Source organism: Pseudomonas sp. L7, assembly GCF_046605565.1.
Classification (GTDB): Bacteria; Pseudomonadota; Gammaproteobacteria; order Pseudomonadales; family Pseudomonadaceae; genus Aquipseudomonas; species Aquipseudomonas wayambapalatensis.
The window spans coordinates 1,441,028-1,459,371 of the sequence record NZ_CP176784.1; the positions used below are offsets into that span (position 1 = coordinate 1,441,028).

The window sequence follows — 18,344 nt, forward strand, 5'->3', positions numbered from 1 at the left end:
GGGGCGCTTTTCGCGGGCAGGTTTGCCCGCGACGGCGTTTCGGTGCGAGCCTTCAGTGTTTGGGCGATACTAGTGCAATGCGCGCCGCGATGGGCTTGGCTTCACCCTCACGTCAACGATGAAATCGTCGTTTATCCGCGTGACATTCGTCGCTTCCAGCCCAAAATAGTCCATGATCCTCTGGGTGCTTCGACCGTTCGGCGTTGACGTCAGAAACAGATCTTTCATCGACAATGCAGAGTCCGCCGCTGCGTTCATCACAGTGAGGGTCGTTGGATTTACCACACTCTCTCGTATTATTCGCTTGGGTGCCTTCAGCGCGTAGCCTCCCGCTTGGGAGACCTTGGCGTATTGGATGGCAACGACATCGCTGGCGAAATAGCTCGCGTTTTTGTTGTTTTTGAAGTTCGACTGGAATCTCCATTCATCAGGGGTGAAAGTATTCTGGAAGTGGCCCCCGTCAACCCCCGATATGATAAGGCTACCAAACAGGTGGCTGGTCACTCGGCGGCTGAGCGTATCGATTCGGTTTTTCACGTCTGGGCTGCTGTCTGGCGAAAGATATTCGATTGTTGAACTGGAGGGGCGAGGCTGGGGGGCCGATGGCATGTTGGTAGTGGTTGATGAAACGGCGGTAGCGAAATAACGCTCGTCGATGGGGTAGTCTTGCATGGGCTCAATACCGGCGAGCGGGTCGAGCGTAGGGGTTTGCTGGGGTTGGAGCTCGCGACGAAAGTCCAGGTGTTCCAGGCCTTCCAGGTATTTCAGGTGCTTCCGCGCTTTGAGGGCTGCCGGAAAATCGTTGTTCAAACCACTGAGGATATAAGCTGCCAAATGCCGAGGTGCCGGACTGTGCTCGGACGCAAGGCCCAATATCTCCAGGAACACATTGAGGTCGTGTGCTTGCAGCCGATCGGCGAGCGGTTGTAGTCGAGCATCCTCAGCGTATTCCCACATCCTGCCGTCGCTGTCACGTCCAGAGCAGGGATTGTTGTGGCTCATGCGGAACATATTCAAGCCATCCGCAGTGCCCGCCGGGTCGGCGCTCAGCCATCTCCCGATCCAAGGCTGGTAATACCGATAGCCGTAGTAATACAGCCCTGTCGCGTCCAGCTCTTTGCCCGAGTGGCGTATCGTCTTGTAGTTCGCCTCTACTGCGCTGCGTGAACTGAACACGGCTGTACCGCCGTATGGATAGTATTCCTCCATGCTGATGACGTTGCCGTCGCCATCCACCTCTAGCCCAGTGCTGCCGGTAAGCGTGTCGTAGGTGAAGCGCAGTTGATCGTTGGCGATGCCGGCAGGCTGGCCGTGCGTCCAGTGCAGCAATCGAACCTGCGCGCGCCCGGCGGCCCCTACCGTTATGACCTGTAGCGCCTCGACAGTGGTCTGCCCAGTTGCCACGCGGTGTAGCTCCAACCCCGGCAGATAAAGCGTTCGCTGGCTATGCAGGTTGCCGCTGGCGTGTTGCTGACGGACTTTCAGCACCCTCTGACTGGTGGCATCGTAGCGATAGCCCTCGCGGTCGTCCTGAGCGCCGTCACGCACCACTGGTGTCACCTGAAGCAGTTCGTTGCGCGATGTCCAAGCGAGGCCCTGGCCGGGCTGCAACTGGGTCTGCTGTCCACCGGCAGTGAATAGTGCATCCACTTCTTCCGGTTTTGCCGTCAGCGTACTCAGCACACCGCGGTTGCTGGTGTTCGAGAGTGTGATATCGGTTGTGTAGTGATTGCTCGTGGCGGTGGCGCTGTGGCGGATTTGCGTGAGGTTACCGGCGGCATCGTAACGGTAGGTGCGCGTATACAGTGTGTAAGCATCGGGGGCGGTGAGTAGCGGTACGGCGGCACGTGGCAGGTTCGTGCTCTGTCGGCCTGTATTGGTCATCTCGCGGCCGCTGGCGCTGGTCAGCTGATACAGGCTGTCGTAGGCATAGGTGTTCTCGGGCACCACTTTCTGGTTGCGCCAGAAGCGAGTCTCTTCGGCGTCATTGCTGACCTTCAGCACATTGCCTACGGGGTCGTAGGCGTAGCGCAGGTCTTGCAGCGTCCTGGCACCAGCCGCGTGGCCGTTCGGGCGTTGCGTCTTGATACCGACCAGGCGTTGGGTCTGCGCTTCGTAGGTGAATAGGGTCACTACGCCGTTGCCGTGTTCCTCCTGGAGTTTCTGTCCGGCGGCCGACCAGTTCAGGGATTTGACGATGACCAGCTCGCTGCTGTCAGCCAGGGTCACCCAACTGCTGGCCATCTGGCCCACCACGTTGTAGGACATGCATTGGCGGTGACCTTGCGCATCGGTAGTGGTCAGGGCCGTGCCTGTGGCGTCCACGGTGGTAAGGGTGGTGTAAGGCTCACTGTCGAGCAGGGCGTCCCAGGCAGCGCGTGACGACCCTTGCCAATCGGTTACCTGAAAGGGCTCGGCGGCTCCCTGTAGCAGACGGCGAGTCACGGCGTGCGGTGCACCGGTGAGCCCGATGCTGTCGACCTGCACCAGGCCGGCGGTGTCGAAATGGCTGACGCATTGTCCGGCGAGGTTGCGGGCTCGCTCGGCGGCCGTGCTGCCGGCATACACGAAGCGCTCGGCAATCCGTGCAGCATGGCTGGAGACCTGCTCTGTCACACATAACACTCGACCCAGCAGATCAGCCGCCTCGTACTGCCAGGTGCGTGTCATACCCTGATCTGCGGCCCCTACGTCAGTGGCAGGCAGGTTATTCAGGGCGATGATTGGCCGGCTTGCAGCATCGTTCAGCGACAGGGTGACGCCCGTGTCCGCCCTCTGTGCGTGCAGCACAGTACCGGTCAAGTCTGTCCGGTAAAGGACGTTCGTCTGCCCTGCGCCAGACAGTCGCGGGTCAGCGCTGTGTACCAGGCGGCCGCGCGCGTCGTAGCCGTGATGGGTGATTCGTCTGTCTGTGACATCAAGGGTGTCGGGATGGCGGCAGTAGGCCACGGCGCGTATGGCCAACCCGCGGTTGTCACGGACGGTGACTATCGGAGTGGCAGTAAACAGTGCTGTATTCATGTGGACGTCCTGCTCGCAACCCGAAGCTTTGCGTCATGTGTTTGCCACAGCAACTTGTCAAAGAGGATAGACCCTTATGAGGGCGTGCGAGATTGCAGGCGCGTCGCGGACTCGGGCTGATCTGAAATTCGGGCAATAAAAAAGGCTGCCCGAAGGCAGCCTTTTCGAATCGTCAAGCGATCAATCCCAGCTCAACGCACCACCAGTCTGATACTCAATCACTCGAGTCTCAAAGAAGTTCTTCTCCTTCTTCAAGTCCATGATCTCGCTCATCCAAGGGAACGGGTTGGTAGTCCCTGGGTACTCTTCCTTCAGACCAATCTGGGTCAGGCGACGGTTAGCGATGAACTTGAGGTAATCCTCCATCATCGCTGCGTTCATCCCCAGCACGCCGCGAGGCATGGTGTCGCGGGCGTATTCGATCTCCAGCTGGGTCCCTTGCAGGATCATCTGGGTCGCTTCTTCCTTCATCGCCGCATCCCACAGGTGCGGGTTCTCGATCTTGATCTGGTTGATCACGTCGATACCGAAGTTCAGGTGCATCGACTCGTCACGCAGGATGTACTGGAACTGCTCGGCAACGCCGGTCATCTTGTTGCGGCGGCCCATCGACAGGATCTGAGTGAAGCCGCAGTAGAAGAAGATGCCTTCCAGTACGCAGTAGTAGGCGATCAGGTTGCGCAGCAGCTCTTTGTCGGTTTCGACGGTGCCGGTGTTGAACTCCGGATCCGAGATCGCGCGGGTGTACTTCAGGCCCCAGGCGGCTTTCTTCGCGACCGACGGGATCTCGTGGTACATGTTGAAGATCTCGCCTTCATCCATGCCCAGCGACTCGATGCAGTACTGGTAGGCGTGGGTGTGGATCGCCTCCTCGAAGGCCTGGCGCAGGATGTACTGGCGGCACTCGGGGTTGGTGATCAGGCGGTACACGGCCAGGGCCAGGTTGTTGGCAACCAGCGAGTCGGCGGTGGAGAAGAAGCCGAGGTTGCGCATCACGATGCGGCGCTCGTCTTCGGTCAGGCCGTCCATGCTCTTCCACAGGGCGATGTCGGCGGTCATGTTGACCTCTTGCGGCATCCAGTGGTTGGCGCAGCCGTCGAGGTACTTCTGCCAGGCCCAGTCGTACTTGAAAGGCACGAGCTGGTTGAGGTCGGCGCGGCAGTTGATCATGCGCTTCTCGTCTACCGCGACGCGGGCCGAGGAGCCTTCGAGTTCGGCCAGGCCTTCGGCGACGTCGAGGGCGTCCAGCGCGGCCTTGGCGCGCTTGACCGCGTCGGAGTCGTTGGCGGTGGCGGCGCGGGCTTCCAGGGCGGCGGCACCGCCGGCGCTGTCGAGCTTGTCGAGGGTCGCGGCGGCGTTGGCCTGCGCAGGGGTGTTGGTTTTGGCGGCGACTTCGCCGTCTTCCTTATCGAATTCGTCCCAGCTCAGCATGGTGAGGTTCTCCTGCTTGAGGGCCATCTATGGAGTATGGCCGGTGGATCTTGGTTGCGGTGCGGTGCACGCAAATCGGAAGCGCCCTTTAAGGGCTGGCCGCGGCACTGGGCGGCGGCTTTTTATGTCTGTCTGCAGGAGAGGTGGTGGCCTCTTCGCGGGCAAGCCCGCTCCTACAGGGTGCTGTGCTGTTGCACAGAAAATTGAGGCTTCCCGGGGGAAGCCTCAGCCAAGCCTTACTGGCAGGCTTCGCAATCCGGCTCGTCGATGGCGCAGGCCTTCGGTACCGGGGCTGGGCCCGCGGCCTGGACCGGGGCGCTGTCGCCGCCGCTGGAGACGGCGTTGAGCTTGCCGGTGTTGATGGTCGACTTCTCGGTGCTGGTCGCGGCCAGGGCACGGAGGTAGTAGGTGGTCTTCAGACCACGGTACCAGGCCATGCGGTAGGTCACGTCCAGCTTCTTGCCCGAAGCGCCGGCGATGTACAGGTTCAGCGACTGGGCCTGGTCGATCCACTTCTGGCGACGCGAGGCGGCATCGACGATCCACTTGGTGTCGACTTCGAACGCGGTGGCGTACAGGTCCTTCAGCTCTTGCGGGATACGCTCGATCTGCTGCACCGAACCGTCGTAGTACTTCAGGTCGTTGATCATGACCGAGTCCCACAGGCCGCGGGCCTTCAGGTCGCGGACCAGGTACGGGTTGATCACGGTGAACTCGCCCGACAGGTTCGATTTGACGTACAGGTTCTGGTACGTCGGCTCGATCGACTGCGACACGCCGGTGATGTTGGCGATGGTTGCGGTCGGCGCGATGGCCATGATGTTCGAGTTGCGGATGCCTTTCTGCACACGCTCGCGCACCGGAGCCCAGTCCAGCGACTCTTCCAGGTTGACGTCGATGTACTTGGCGCCACGGGCTTCGATCAGGATCTGTTGCGAATCCAGCGGCAGGATGCCCTTGGACCACAGCGAACCCTGGAAGGTCTCGTAGGCACCGCGCTCATCGGCCAGGTCGCACGAGGCCTGGATGGCGTAGTAGCTGACCGCTTCCATCGACTTGTCGGCGAACTCGACGGCTGCGTCCGAGCCGTACGGGATGTGCTGCAGGTACAGCGCGTCCTGGAAGCCCATGATCCCCAGGCCGACCGGGCGGTGCTTGAAGTTCGAGTTCTGCGCCTGTGGCACCGAGTAGTAGTTGATGTCGATCACGTTGTCGAGCATGCGCACGGCGGTCTTGACGGTACGCGCCAGTTTCGCGGTGTCCAGCTTGCCATCGACGATGTGGTTCGGCAGGTTGATCGAACCTAGGTTGCACACGGCGATTTCGTCGGCGTTGGTGTTCAGGGTGATCTCGGTGCACAGGTTCGAGCTGTGCACCACGCCCACGTGCTGCTGCGGCGAACGCAGGTTGCACGGGTCCTTGAAGGTCAGCCATGGGTGGCCGGTCTCGAACAGCATCGACAGCATCTTGCGCCACAGGTCTTTGGCCTGGATGGTCTTGAATACCTTGATCTTGTTGTACTCGGTCAGGGCTTCGTAGTACTCGTAGCGCTCTTCGAAGGCCTTGCCGGTCAGGTCGTGCAGATCAGGCACTTCGCTTGGCGAGAACAGGGTCCACTTGCCGTCGTCGAAGACGCGCTTCATGAACAGGTCCGGGATCCAGTTGGCGGTGTTCATGTCGTGGGTGCGGCGACGGTCGTCACCGGTGTTCTTGCGCAGCTCGAGGAATTCCTCGATGTCCAGGTGCCAGGTTTCCAGGTAGGCGCAGACCGCGCCCTTGCGCTTGCCGCCCTGGTTGACCGCAACGGCGGTGTCGTTGACCACTTTCAGGAACGGCACGACGCCTTGCGACTTGCCGTTGGTGCCCTTGATGTACGAGCCCAGGGCGCGTACCGGGGTCCAGTCGTTGCCCAGGCCGCCAGCGAACTTGGACAGCATGGCGTTGTCGTGGATGGCCTTGTAGATGCCCGACAGGTCGTCCGGAACGGTGGTCAGGTAGCAGCTGGACAGCTGCGGACGCAGGGTGCCGGCGTTGAACAGGGTCGGGGTCGAGGCCATGTAGTCGAACGACGACAACAGGTTGTAGAACTCGATCGCACGGGCTTCGCGGTCTTTCTCCTGCAGCGCCAGGCCCATGGCGACGCGCATGAAGAACACCTGCGGCAGTTCGAAGCGCACGCCATCCTTGTGGATGAAGTAACGGTCGTAGAGGGTCTGCAGGCCCAGGTAGGTGAACTGCTGGTCACGCTCGTGATTGATGGCCTTGCCCAGGCGCTCCAGGTCGTAGCCTTTCAGTGCAGGGTCGAGCAGCTCGAACTCGACGCCTTTCTCGACATAGGCCGGCAGGGCCTTGGCGTACAGCTCGGCCATTTCGTGGTGGGTGGCGCTGTCGGCCACGCCCAGGAAGCCCAGGCCTTCGGCGCGCAGGGTGTCCATCAGCAGGCGGGCGGTGACGAACGAGTAGTTCGGCTCGCGCTCGACCAGGGTACGGGCGGTCATCACCAGGGCGGTGTTGACGTCCTTGATGGCCACGCCGTCGTAGAGGTTCTTCAGGGTGTCGCGCTGGATCAGGTCGCCATCGACTTCTGCCAGGCCTTCGCAGGCTTCGCTGATGATGGTGTTCAGGCGTGCCATGTCCAGCGGCGCCAGGCTGCCGTCGGCCAGGGTGATGCGAATGCTTGGGTGCGGCTCGACCACGGCGTCGGTGTGGGCGCGGGTGGCGCGCTCTTTAGCGCGCTGATCGCGATAGATCACGTAGTCGCGGGCGACTTTCTGCTCGCCGGCGCGCATCAGGGCCAGTTCGACCTGGTCCTGGATCTCTTCGATGTGGATGGTGCCACCCGACGGCATGCGGCGCTTGAACGTGGCAGTGACCTGCTCGGTCAGGCGCGCGACGGTGTCGTGGATGCGCGACGAGGCGGCGGCGGTGCCACCTTCAACTGCAAGAAACGCCTTGGTGATGGCAACGGTGATCTTGTCGTCGGTGTAGGGGACGACAGTGCCGTTGCGCTTGATCACGCGCAGCTGGCCCGGAGCGGTCGCAGCCAGATCCTGGTTCGAATCGGCGGCCTGCGGCGCCTTGGCCTGCGGGTTCTCGCGAGTTGTGTCGGTTTGCATGGGTGTCTCCACAGTTTCTATATTGTTCGGGCGCCTTGTGGGCGCCCACCGTTCCATCCATCAGTTCGACCGGCCCGGGCGGGGGATGCCACGCGCACGTGCATCCGCCCGCTCGGGCTTACCGACTTCGGGACAGACTCAGGAATAAGGGGCAATCACTTGCCGCTCCCTGGCCGAAGTCAAAGATTCTGGGTCACGCCCAAAAACTGTTGCTGTCGGGTGTCAGGCGATGCCTGCAACACCCATACCCGAACAAGGCCCTGGAGGGCTTGCCTCGGTCGCGCCTCCGCAGGAGCGGTTTGGCTGCTGAAATCACTGTAAGTTCCGGCAGAAAAATCGCTTGAGTTTCTGCCTGGACTTGTGTTTGTGATTTGGGTCGAAGCCACAACATGTAGTGGTTCGCTGCAATAGGGATACAAGATAATGCGGTATTGGGGTCTTTGCAAGGCGAGCCGCTGTGGATAACTTGTGGGTACTTTGTGTGTGAAAGGTGGGTATTCGCTGTAGGCCTTGTCGCAAGAGGTTTTTGCCGGTTTCAGGCCTGTGACAGAATTTTTCGCGTGGTTGGCAGTGCCTGGGGCGGGACGTAGTATCCGAGGGATATGTTGCCCTTTGGTGAAGGGCGGCAGTTGCCCCGTCGCGGGGCAAGACTGCCCCCACGATAGCGCACCGCCAACAAGATCATGAACAGAGGTGACCGGCGATGGACCAGCCCAACAACCGTATCCTGATCGTCGAGGACGACCAGCGCCTGGCCGATCTCACCGCCGAATACCTGCAGGCCAACGGCTTCGAGGTGGCGGTCGAGGGCGATGGCGGGCGGGCGGTGCGGCGCATCATCGACAGCCAGCCTGATCTGGTGATCCTCGACCTGATGCTCCCCGGCGAGGATGGCCTGAGCATCTGCCGGCGGGTGCGCGGGCAGTTCCCCAACCCCATTCTCATGCTCACCGCGCGCAGCGATGAACTCGACCAGATCCAGGGGCTGGACCTGGGGGCTGACGACTATATCTGCAAACCGGTGCGCCCACGCCTGTTGCTGGCGCGCATCAACGCCCTGCTGCGGCGCAGCGAGGCGCCGCAGGGCAAGGGCCATGACCTGAGCTTCGGCCCGCTGCGCATCGACAACCGCCTGCGCGAGGCCTGGCTGGGCGAGCAGCCGATCGACCTGACCGGCGCCGAGTTCGACCTGCTCTGGTTGCTGGCCAGCAACGCCGGGCGGGTGCTGTCGCGCGAGCAGATCTCCACCTCGTTGCGCGGGGTGGGTTACGACGGCCAGGATCGCTCCATCGATGTGCGCATCTCCAAGATTCGCCCCAAGATCGGTGACGACCCGATCCACCCGCGGCTGATCAAGACCCTGCGCAGCAAGGGCTACCTGTTCGTCGGCGATGCCACCCCATGAATTCGATCTTCCTGCGCATCTATGGCGGCATGCTCGCGGTGCTGGTGCTGGTCGCCGTACTCGGCGTGCTGAGCCTGCACCTGGTCAACGAGGTGCGCGCAGGCCAGCATCGCGAGGGCCTGGCGCAAGGCACCTTCAGCCTGATGGCAGACAACCTGGCGCTGCAGAACGAGGTCGAGCGCAAGCGGTCGCTGGTGATCTGGGAGCGCTTGCTCGGGGTGCCGCTGGACCTGGCGCCGCTGTCGATGCAGACCCTCGATGCCGGGCAGCGCAGCCGTCTGGCGCGCGGCCTGGTGGTGGTGGAGAAGACCGGTCCGCATGCGGCCAAGGTCTTGCGCCAGGTGGCGCACGAGGATGTGGTGCTGGTCGCGCAGGTCAAGCAGGTCAGCGAGCAGTTGGCCCGTGCCACCCTTTATCTGCTGGCCGACGAGCTGGTGCGCTACCCGGTGACCGAGCAGCAGCAGCGGTTGGCGCAGATCAGGCAGAGCAAGGGGTTCGGTTTCGACATCGCCCTGCAGCGGATCGAGCGGGTAGGGCTGGACGACGACCAGCGGCGCCGGGTCGAGGAAGGCGACACGGTAATGGCGCTGGGCCGCGATGGTGACTCGATCCGCGTGTTTGCCGGTTTGTCCGGCTCGCCGTGGGTGCTGGAAATCGGCCCGCTGTATCAGCTCAATCCTTATCCGCCGCAGCTGTTGATCCTGATCGCCTTTCTCGGCCTGTGCCTGATCGGGTTGGTGGTGTACCTGTTGGTGCGCCAGCTCGAGCGCCGTGTCTCTGGACTGGAGATGGCGGCCTCGCGCATCGCCCAGGGCAGCCTGGAAACCCGCGTGCCGGCCGGTGATGCGGACTCGGTCGGGCGCCTGGCAGCGGCGTTCAATGGCATGGCCGAGCACTTGCAGCGCTCGCTGAGCATGCAGCGTGAGCTGGTGCGGGCGGTGTCCCACGAGTTGCGCACACCGGTGGCGCGCTTGCGCTTCGGCCTTGAGATGATCGAGAGCGCCAGCACCGAGCAGGCGCGGAGCAAGCACCTGGCGGGCATGGACAGCGATATCCAGGATCTGGACCGACTGGTCGACGAGATGCTGACCTACGCGCGCCTGGAGCAGGGCGCCCCGGCCCTGAAGTTCCAGCGCATCGAGCTGGACAGCCTGCTGGATCGGGTGATCGACGAACTGGCACCGCTGCGTGCGGATGTTCGGGTGACCCGCGGGACCTGCCAGCTGGGGGAAGACCATCAGGCCTGGGTCGAGGCCGAACCGCGCTACCTGCATCGGGCGTTGCAGAACCTGGTGAGCAATGCCATGCGCCATGCCGAGTCCGAGGTGCGCCTGAGCTTTCAGCTTGGCCAGCAACGTTGCCGCATCGAAGTGGAGGACGACGGCCCAGGGATTCCCGAAGGCGTCTGGGACCGCATCTTCACCCCCTTCACCCGCCTGGATGACAGCCGTACCCGTGCCTCGGGAGGGCATGGCCTGGGCCTGTCGATCGTGCGGCGGATCATCTACTGGCACGGTGGGCGGGCGCAGGTGGGGCGCAGCGAGGCGCTGGGTGGCGCCTGCTTCAGCCTGAACTGGCCACGACAGCAGGCGCCGGGGTGAGGCTCAGGCGCTGACCAGGCTGAGCAGGTGGCCGTCCTGCAGGCAGAACTGGCCATCCAGTTCGCGGCCGTGGTGCCACTCGCTCGACAGCTCGGTGAGCAGGCGCAGGCGTGCGTGGCCTGTGGCATCCCACTCCAGCACTTCGGCGTGTTCGAAATAGAAGCGCTTGAGGGTCAGGGGGTAGAGGGCCTTGAACAGGCTTTCCTTGAGCGAGAAGGTCAGGGTCACACCCAGGCCGATCATTGAGCGGTCCAGACGCTGCAGCTCGTCGGCGGTGAGGATCTCCCCCGCCAGGCGCTCGGCGCGTTCGTCGTCAAGCAGGCTCTCCTGGTCAAGGCCGATACCGTTGCAGGCACCTTCGTGGGCGACGACGGCAGCGGCCCAGCCCTGGCCATGGGTGATCGAACCTCGGATGCCGGCGGGCCAGACCGGTGAGCGGTCTTCGTGGCTGCCCGGAACATAGTCGCGGCCGTCCAGGCGTTGCAGCGCCTCACGGGCACAGACTCGGCCAGCCAGGTACTCGGCCTGACGCTTGGCCACCGAGCGCTGCAGGCTGGGGCTCTGTGCGATGCCGGCGCGCTGGAAGTCGTCGGCGGCCAGGCGTTTGGGGTCGAAGGCACAACTGACCAGCACTGCGCCGGGGAGGGGCTGGGGCAGGGGCCAGTGATGCTGGAGTGGGGTGCAGCAGGTGGGGAGTCTGTCCATGGGCGGTATTGTGCCAGTTCCGGCCGTTTCGCGGGCAAGGCCAATGCAAATCCGCAACTGACGCGATTCCTGTAGGAGCGGGCTTGTCCCGCGATCGGGCGCGCAGCGGCCGTAAAACTGACACCGAGGTTTTTCAGAAAGACTTCGGTCGCCTGGTTGTACGGCCGCTGCGCGCCCGATCGCGGGACAAGCCCGCTCCCACAGGGATTGAGCTGGCCTTTAGATTTTGAGCAAGACAGTTGCCCCTATACGCAGAGAATTCGCGGGGGCTTGGGCCCTTACTTGAACGCCTGCTTGAAGAACGCCTGCATGTCCTTCCAGGAGCTTTCATCTGCCGCCTTGTCATAGCCGATATCCGGCCCGCCATGCGCGCCATGGCTCAAGCGGTCCGCATCGGGGTTGGTAAAGCCATGCTTGGCCCCGGGAATGCCGACGAACTGCATGTCTGCTCCGGCATCCTTCATCTCCTTCTTGAAGGCCTCGACCTGTTCGGGCGTGACCATGCTGTCGGCCTCGCCATGTTCGACCAGGATCTTCGCCCTCACCACTCCGGGCTTGGCCGGGGTCTGGGTGACCAGCGCGCCATGGAAACTCACTACGCCATCGAGCTTCTCGCCCCGGCGTGCGGCGTCGAGTACCACCTTGCCACCGAAGCAGTAGCCGATGGCGCCCAACTGGTGCTTGTTGGTGTTGGGTTGCAGCTTGAGCAGCTCGAGCCCGGCATCGAAGCGTCGCGCCGCTGCCGCTGGATCCTTCAGCGCGGCGGCCATGAATGCCTGGGCGTCCTGCGGGTGCTCGGTGTGCTTGCCGTCGCCATACATGTCGATGGCCAGTGCGTTGTAGCCCAGCGCCGCGAGGTCGCGGGCACGGCGCTTGGCGTAGTCGTTCAGCCCCCACCATTCATGCACCACGACGACACCGGGGCGCTTGCCCGCGATGGCGTCGTCATAGGCGTAGTAGCCGATCAGCGCAGTGCCTTCGGCGTCCTGGTAGCGGATCTCGCGGGTCTGTACCGCCGCCTGGGCGAAGGCGGCGCTGCACATCAGGGCCAGGGCAAGCAGTGAACGCATGAGGGGGTCTCCAGGAAAGATGCAGCCGTATCGGGTTCGTTCAGCCAAGGTTCAGCCGGGGTTCAGGAGCGGTTCAGGGCGCCCTGCTTACTCTAGTCCCCAGACCGAAACAGCGCACCTAACTGGAGTAACAAAGCATGAAAGCACTCAACACCCTGATGGTCGCCATGGCTGTTTGCGCCGCTGGCGTTGCCGCCACCGCCCAGGCCGACGATAACTTCGCCAGCCTGACCTACGGTCAGACCAGCGACAAAGTCCGCAAGTCCGGCCTGCTGCAACGCAACACCGATAACCTCAACGCCGACGGCATCATCGGCAAGGACAGCACCTGGGGCCTGCGTGTCGGCCAGATCAACGATCAAGGTCGCTACTACCTGACCTACGACAACGTTTCGGGTGATCACAGCGGCGTCAAGTTGCGCCAGGAAAACCTGCTCGGCAGCTACGATGTGTTCCTGCCGATCACCGACACCACCAAGCTCTTCGGCGGCGGCAGCCTGGGCATGACCAAGCTGACCCAGACTTCGTCTGGCTACAGCCGCGATACTGACTACGGCTACGCGGTCGGCCTGCAAGCCGGCGTGCTGCAGCAGGTCACCGACAACACCTCGGTGGAACTGGGCTACCGTTACCTGCGCAGCAATGCCGCCACCGAGCTGTCGCCGCACGGTGGTCCGAAGGACGGCACCCTGCGCCTGACCAGCAGCGCCCAGACCTACCTCGCCGCCAGCTACAAGTTCTAAGGTCGAGGCTCATCGAACCGGCAGGGGTTTCCCGTGCCGGTTCGCTGTTATGCTGTGCCGGCCCTGACCGCTCGGCGGTCCGGGAGATATAGACAAAGGAGATGCGGCATGAAATTGCTGGTGGTCGAGGACGAGGCGCTGCTGCGCCATCATCTGTATACACGTCTGGGCGAGACCGGGCATGTGGTGCAGGCGGTGGGCGATGCCGAAGAGGCGCTCTACCAGGCCGAGCAGTACAACCATGACCTCGCCGTGATCGACCTGGGCTTGCCGGGCATGAGCGGGCTGGACCTGATCCGCCAGTTGCGCAGCCAGGACAAGACGTTCCCCATTCTGATTCTCACCGCCCGCGGTAACTGGCAGGACAAGGTCGAAGGCCTGGCCGCCGGTGCCGACGACTATGTGGTCAAGCCTTTCCAGTTCGAAGAGCTGGAGGCGCGCCTGAACGCGTTGCTGCGTCGCTCCAGTGGCTTTACCCAGTCGACCATCGCTGCCGGCCCGCTGGTGCTGGACCTCAATCGCAAGCAGGCGACACTGGACGAGCAGCCCCTGGCGCTGACCGCCTATGAATACCGGATCCTCGAATACCTCATGCGCCATCACCAGCAGGTGGTGGCCAAGGACCGTCTGATGGAGCAGCTCTACCCGGACGACGAGGAGCGCGATCCCAACGTCATCGAGGTATTGGTCGGTCGTTTGCGCCGCAAGCTCGAGGGCGACAACGGCTTCAAACCCATCGACACCGTGCGCGGCCTGGGCTACCTGTTCACCGAGCGCTGCCGATGATCCGTTCGCTGCGCCTGCGCCTGATGCTGGCCGCAGCGCTGCTGGCCCTGCTGTTCATGCTGGCGCTGCTGCCGGCGCTGCAGAAGGCCTTCAGCCTGGCCCTGCAGGAGTCGATCGAGCAGCGCCTGGCCTCGGATGTCACCACCATGATCTCGGCGGCGCGCATCGAGCATGGTCATCTGCAGATGCCCGACCTGCTGCCCGACGAGCGCTACAACCTGCCCAACATGGGCTTGCTCGGCTACATCTTCGACCGCGACGGCCGGCTGGTCTGGCGTTCACGTGCCACCGCCGACAAGCACATCAACTATCAGCCCCGCTATGACGGTCGAGGCAACGAGTTCGCGCGGATCCGCCAGGACACCGGCGACGAGTTCTTCGTCTATGACGTCGAGGTCAAGCTGCTCGGTGGCAAGAGCGCGGCCTTCAGCATCGTTGCCCTGCAGCCGGTGCGTGAGTACCAGCACACCCTCGATGGCCTGCGCGAGAAACTCTACCTGGGCTTTGGCGCGGCCCTGCTGGCATTGATGGTGCTGCTCTGGGCTGGTCTGACCTGGGGGCTGCGGTCGTTGCGCCGGTTGAGTCACGAACTGGATGAAGTGGAGAGCGGCGCCCGTGAGGGGCTGAGCCGTGAGCACCCGCGCGAACTGCTGCGCCTGACCGGCTCGCTGAACCGCCTGCTGCACAGCGAGCGCGAGCAACGTCAGCGTTATCGCGACTCGCTGGATGACCTGGCACACAGCCTCAAGACCCCGCTGGCGGTGCTGCAGGGGGTTGGCGAAAGCATGGGCCAGCGCAGCGGCGAACGGGAACAGGCGCGGGTGCTGCAAAGCCAGATCGAGCGCATGAGCCAGCAGATCGACTACCAGCTGCAACGCGCCAGCCTGCGCAAGAGCGGCCTGGTGCGGCACAAGGTACGCCTTGCGCCGGTGCTCGATAGCCTGTGCAACACGCTGGACAAGGTCTATCGCGACAAGCGTGTCACCGTCACCCTGAGTGTTCCCGCGCAAGCCTCGGTGCCGATCGAAGAGGGTGCCTTGCTCGAGCTGCTCGGCAACCTGCTGGAGAACGCGTATCGGCTGTGCCTGGGGCAGGTGCGGGTGAGCCTGGAGGCGCTGCCCGGGCAGCAGGTGTTGTGCGTGGAGGATGATGGTCCGGGTGTGCCCGCAGGCCAGCGCGAACGTATCCTGCAGCGCGGCGAGCGCCTGGACCGGCAGCATCCGGGGCAGGGGATCGGGCTTGCGGTGGTCAAGGACATCATCGACAGCTTCGATGCCCGGCTTACGCTGGATGATTCGCCCCTGGGCGGGGCGGCATTCAGGATCGTGTTCAGCCTGGAGTGAGCTTGCGGGCAGGCTAGCTCCCGCAGGTGAGGCTTTCCTGCATCATGCCCCGCATCGGGCGGATTCCCGCCATCGGCCTTGTACGAATTTCGCCACCGGGCGGAAATCCGCCAACCCACCCCTGTCGATTCGCCCTGTCCTTGGGCAGAAATTTCCCGAAAACACTGGCCTTGCACCCAATCCGGGCATTTTGGCATCACCCTTGCTAAAGATCTGGCAGAGGCCTGCTCAGGCAGCTCGAACACAACGACAAATCCCTCCAGGTGCAGGAGGGTTCGCGCTTTAGGTGCCTCGCCCTGGGAAGGGTGAAACGGCACACTTGAGGATAATTAAGCCATGACGAAACGTCAGCCGCTGTACAAGTCCCTGTATGTCCAGGTGATCGTTGCAATCACCATCGGCATTCTGCTCGGCCACTACTACCCCGAAACCGGTGTCGCCCTCAAACCCCTGGGTGACGGCTTCGTCAAACTGATCAAGATGGTCATCGCCCCGATCATCTTCTGCACCGTGGTCAGCGGCATCGCCGGCATGCAGAGCATGAAGTCGGTCGGCAAGACCGGCGGCTATGCGCTCCTGTACTTCGAGATCGTCTCCACCATCGCCCTGATCATCGGCCTGGTCGTCGTCAACGTGGTTCAGCCTGGCGCTGGCATGCACGTCGACGTCAGCACCCTGAACGCCAGCAGCGTCGCAGCCTACGCCGCCGCCGGTGCGCAGCAGACCACCGTTGGCTTCCTGCTCAACGTCATCCCTAACACCGTGGTCGGTGCCTTCGCCAACGGCGACATCCTCCAGGTGCTGATGTTCTCGGTGCTGTTCGGCTTCGCCCTGCATCGCCTGGGCAGCTACGGCAAGCCAGTGCTCGAGCTGATCGACCGCTTCGCCCATGTCATGTTCAACATCATCAACATGATCATGAAGCTGGCGCCGGTCGGTGCCTTCGGTGCCATGGCCTTCACCATCGGCCAGTACGGCGTGGGTTCGCTGGTGCAGCTGGGCTACCTGATGGCCTGCTTCTACATCACCTGCCTGGCGTTCATCCTGATCGTCCTCGGCGGTATCTGCCGCGCCCACGGTTTCAGCGTCCTCAAGCTGATCCGCTACATCCGTGAAGAACTGCTGATCGTACTGGGTACTTCCTCCTCGGAATCGGCCCTGCCACGCATGCTGACCAAGATGGAGCGCCTGGGCGCGAAGAAATCCGTGGTTGGCCTGGTGATTCCGACCGGCTACTCGTTCAACCTGGACGGCACCTCGATCTACCTGACCATGGCTGCGGTGTTCATCGCCCAGGCCACCGATACCCCCATGGACATCACTCACCAGATCACCCTGCTGCTGGTGCTGCTGGTCGCGTCCAAAGGTGCTGCTGGCGTTACCGGTTCGGGCTTCATCGTCCTGGCCGCCACCCTGTCCGCCGTTGGCCACCTGCCAGTTGCCGGCCTTGCGCTGATCCTGGGTATCGACCGCTTCATGTCCGAAGCCCGCGCCCTGACCAACCTGATCGGCAACGCCGTTGCCACCGTGGTCGTGGCCAAGTGGGTGAAGGAACTGGACACCGACAAGCTGCAATCGGAACTGGCTTCCGGCGGTGCGCCGCTGGTCGAAACCCGTCCGACCGACGACCTGGGCGTTGCTGAAGGCCCGGCTACTCGCTGATAGCGGTTGTAGTGATGCGAAAAAGGCGACCTTCGGGTCGCCTTTTTTCATGCTCGGTTCTTGCGGTGATCAGACTGGCCCTTTCGCGGGCAAGTCGCAGCGGCGAACCGCCGCTCCCGCAGCCCTGTGGGAGCGGGCTTGCCCGCGAATGCGTTGGTTCATTCGACGCGTGTCTCGCCGCTGTACACCAGAATCTCCCGGCAGCGCCGGCACAGGTAGCGACGCCCCTGGCGCACCAGCTTGTGTCGCTGTGCGCTGAAGGGGAAGTCGCTGTCCGGGCAGGGGCAGCGGTAGATGTAGCGGGTTGCCACACGGCGCTGCACCTCATAGTTGTGGCAGCGGTTGGGCGGCAGTTCGTACACCCCGCGCATGATCAGTTGCCACTCCTCGCCATGGGCCTGGATGCGGTCGCCGAACAGTTGGTGGGCGATCAGGTGGGCGACTTCATGGGCCACGGTCTGGCGCAGGAAATCATCCTGGTTCTCGCGGTACAGCTGCAGGTTGAAGCGCAGCAGGTTCTCGTGCAGATGGGCGACACCGGCCTTCTGGCCGCGCAGTTTGAAGCTGACTTCCGGGCGGGGGAAGGGGCGTTTGAAGAAGGTTTCGGCTTGCTGGTAACAGGTTTCGACGCGTTGCTTGAGTTGCTCGGGCATGGCGGGATGATTCTCCTGACGCGCCATTATGCCGCAAGCCCTGCACGCTTGCCGAGCCGCCGGTCAGCACGAAGCCAGAGGCCGCCAAAACGGCGGCCCCTGGCCCGACGCCCCAGTGTTGGTGTTTCTAATTGGTGTAGACCGGCCCCACGCCAAGCCCCCAGATGATCACGGTGGCGGCCATGATCGCCACCAGCACCACCAGGCCCACCGCCAGCACGGAGCTGGAGAACAGGAAGCCCTCGTCAGTGGGGATGTTCATGAAGGTCGGTAGCCCGACATACAGCAAGTAGACCGTGTAGCAGATGGCCGCTGTCCCCAGCAGCATGCCCAGCCACAGGTGGGGGTAGAGCGCCGCCAGGCCGCCGAGGAACAGTGGCGTGGCGGTGTAGGTGGCAAAGGCGATGCATTGCGCCATAGAGGGGTTGGCATCGTAGGTGCGCGCCATCCAGTGGATGAAGGCCCCCATCACCGCCACCCCGGCAAGCATTGCCAGGTAGGACATGACGCTCATCCATAGCGCGCTTTCCATGGTCAGCATCACCGGTGGTCGGTCACCGATCACCCAGCCGACCTGAGTGGTGCCGATAAAGGCGGACACCGCCGGAATCGCCGCCAGGATCAGGGTGTGGGTCAGGTACATGTGGCTGATGCTTTCTTCTTCGCCACGAATCTCCCGCCATTCCTGGTCGGGATGGGTAAACAGTCCCAGAACGTGATGGATCATGCCGGTCACTCCTATCGTCGTTGCCAAACGCCCCCCAAGCGGAGCGCCTGTGGCTCGAGGCCAGGCAACCGATCAAGCGGT

At 63.2% G+C, this 18,344-nt stretch carries 13 protein-coding genes; 6 read left to right on the forward strand and 7 right to left on the reverse strand.

Annotated elements, in window-relative coordinates:
* Positions 1–69: 69 nt before the first annotated feature.
* The 3 genes from ACK3BK_RS06870 to ACK3BK_RS06880 form a co-directional block, all read right to left on the reverse strand.
* The gene (locus tag ACK3BK_RS06870; RefSeq protein ID WP_411383972.1) at positions 70–3,021 is read right to left on the reverse strand and encodes an RHS repeat-associated core domain-containing protein; all 2,952 of its coding nucleotides are present in this window, start codon (positions 3,019–3,021) and stop codon (positions 70–72) included.
* A gap of 180 nt (positions 3,022–3,201) precedes the next feature.
* Positions 3,202–4,452, reverse strand: coding sequence for a ribonucleotide-diphosphate reductase subunit beta (locus tag ACK3BK_RS06875; RefSeq protein ID WP_186666978.1), 1,251 nt, complete (start codon positions 4,450–4,452; stop codon positions 3,202–3,204).
* A gap of 236 nt (positions 4,453–4,688) precedes the next feature.
* Complete coding sequence (locus tag ACK3BK_RS06880) at positions 4,689–7,568, reverse strand: ribonucleoside-diphosphate reductase subunit alpha (protein WP_186708477.1); 2,880 nt, start codon at positions 7,566–7,568, stop codon at positions 4,689–4,691.
* A gap of 703 nt (positions 7,569–8,271) precedes the next feature.
* Between ACK3BK_RS06880 and ACK3BK_RS06885 the strand changes: the two genes are divergently transcribed.
* Entirely contained in the window at positions 8,272–8,973 is a 702-nt protein-coding gene (locus tag ACK3BK_RS06885; RefSeq protein WP_411383973.1) for a response regulator, read from the forward strand.
* The gene (locus tag ACK3BK_RS06890) at positions 8,970–10,574 is read left to right on the forward strand and encodes an ATP-binding protein (protein ID WP_186708472.1); all 1,605 of its coding nucleotides are present in this window, start codon (positions 8,970–8,972) and stop codon (positions 10,572–10,574) included. The genes ACK3BK_RS06885 and ACK3BK_RS06890 overlap by 4 nt, the downstream gene beginning before the upstream one ends.
* Before the next feature lie 3 nt (positions 10,575–10,577).
* On the opposite strand, the gene ACK3BK_RS06895 is transcribed toward ACK3BK_RS06890, so the two are convergent.
* A complete protein-coding gene (locus tag ACK3BK_RS06895) occupies positions 10,578–11,279 on the reverse strand; it encodes a 4'-phosphopantetheinyl transferase (protein ID WP_186666975.1) in 702 nt (233 codons plus the stop codon).
* 278 nt (positions 11,280–11,557) lie between these two features.
* Positions 11,558–12,349, reverse strand: a complete 792-nt coding sequence (locus ACK3BK_RS06900; protein ID WP_186708468.1) for a dienelactone hydrolase family protein — start codon at positions 12,347–12,349, stop codon at positions 11,558–11,560.
* Between the two features lie 137 nt (positions 12,350–12,486).
* Here ACK3BK_RS06900 and ACK3BK_RS06905 point away from each other — a divergent pair, with 137 nt between their 5' ends.
* The 4 genes from ACK3BK_RS06905 to ACK3BK_RS06920 all read left to right on the forward strand — a co-directional run bounded on the left by ACK3BK_RS06905 (position 12,487) and on the right by ACK3BK_RS06920 (position 16,883).
* The gene (locus ACK3BK_RS06905) at positions 12,487–13,092 is read left to right on the forward strand and encodes an outer membrane protein (RefSeq protein WP_186666973.1); all 606 of its coding nucleotides are present in this window, start codon (positions 12,487–12,489) and stop codon (positions 13,090–13,092) included.
* 108 nt (positions 13,093–13,200) lie between these two features.
* A complete protein-coding gene (locus ACK3BK_RS06910; protein ID WP_054892914.1) occupies positions 13,201–13,878 on the forward strand; it encodes a response regulator in 678 nt (225 codons plus the stop codon).
* Positions 13,875–15,221 carry an ATP-binding protein gene (locus ACK3BK_RS06915; protein WP_411383974.1) on the forward strand — a complete coding sequence of 449 codons (1,347 nt, stop codon included), beginning with the start codon at positions 13,875–13,877 and terminating at the stop codon, positions 15,219–15,221. The genes ACK3BK_RS06910 and ACK3BK_RS06915 overlap by 4 nt, the downstream gene beginning before the upstream one ends.
* A 336-nt stretch (positions 15,222–15,557) precedes the next feature.
* Positions 15,558–16,883 (forward strand): dicarboxylate/amino acid:cation symporter, encoded by a 1,326-nt coding sequence (locus ACK3BK_RS06920; RefSeq protein WP_186666971.1) that lies wholly within the window; start codon positions 15,558–15,560, stop codon positions 16,881–16,883.
* 158 nt (positions 16,884–17,041) lie between these two features.
* Here ACK3BK_RS06920 and ACK3BK_RS06925 read toward each other — a convergent pair whose 3' ends face one another.
* Positions 17,042–17,536 (reverse strand): SprT family zinc-dependent metalloprotease, encoded by a 495-nt coding sequence (locus tag ACK3BK_RS06925; protein WP_186666970.1) that lies wholly within the window; start codon positions 17,534–17,536, stop codon positions 17,042–17,044.
* A gap of 127 nt (positions 17,537–17,663) precedes the next feature.
* Positions 17,664–18,263, reverse strand: a complete 600-nt coding sequence (locus ACK3BK_RS06930; protein ID WP_054892910.1) for a Yip1 family protein — start codon at positions 18,261–18,263, stop codon at positions 17,664–17,666.
* Positions 18,264–18,344 lie beyond the last annotated feature (81 nt).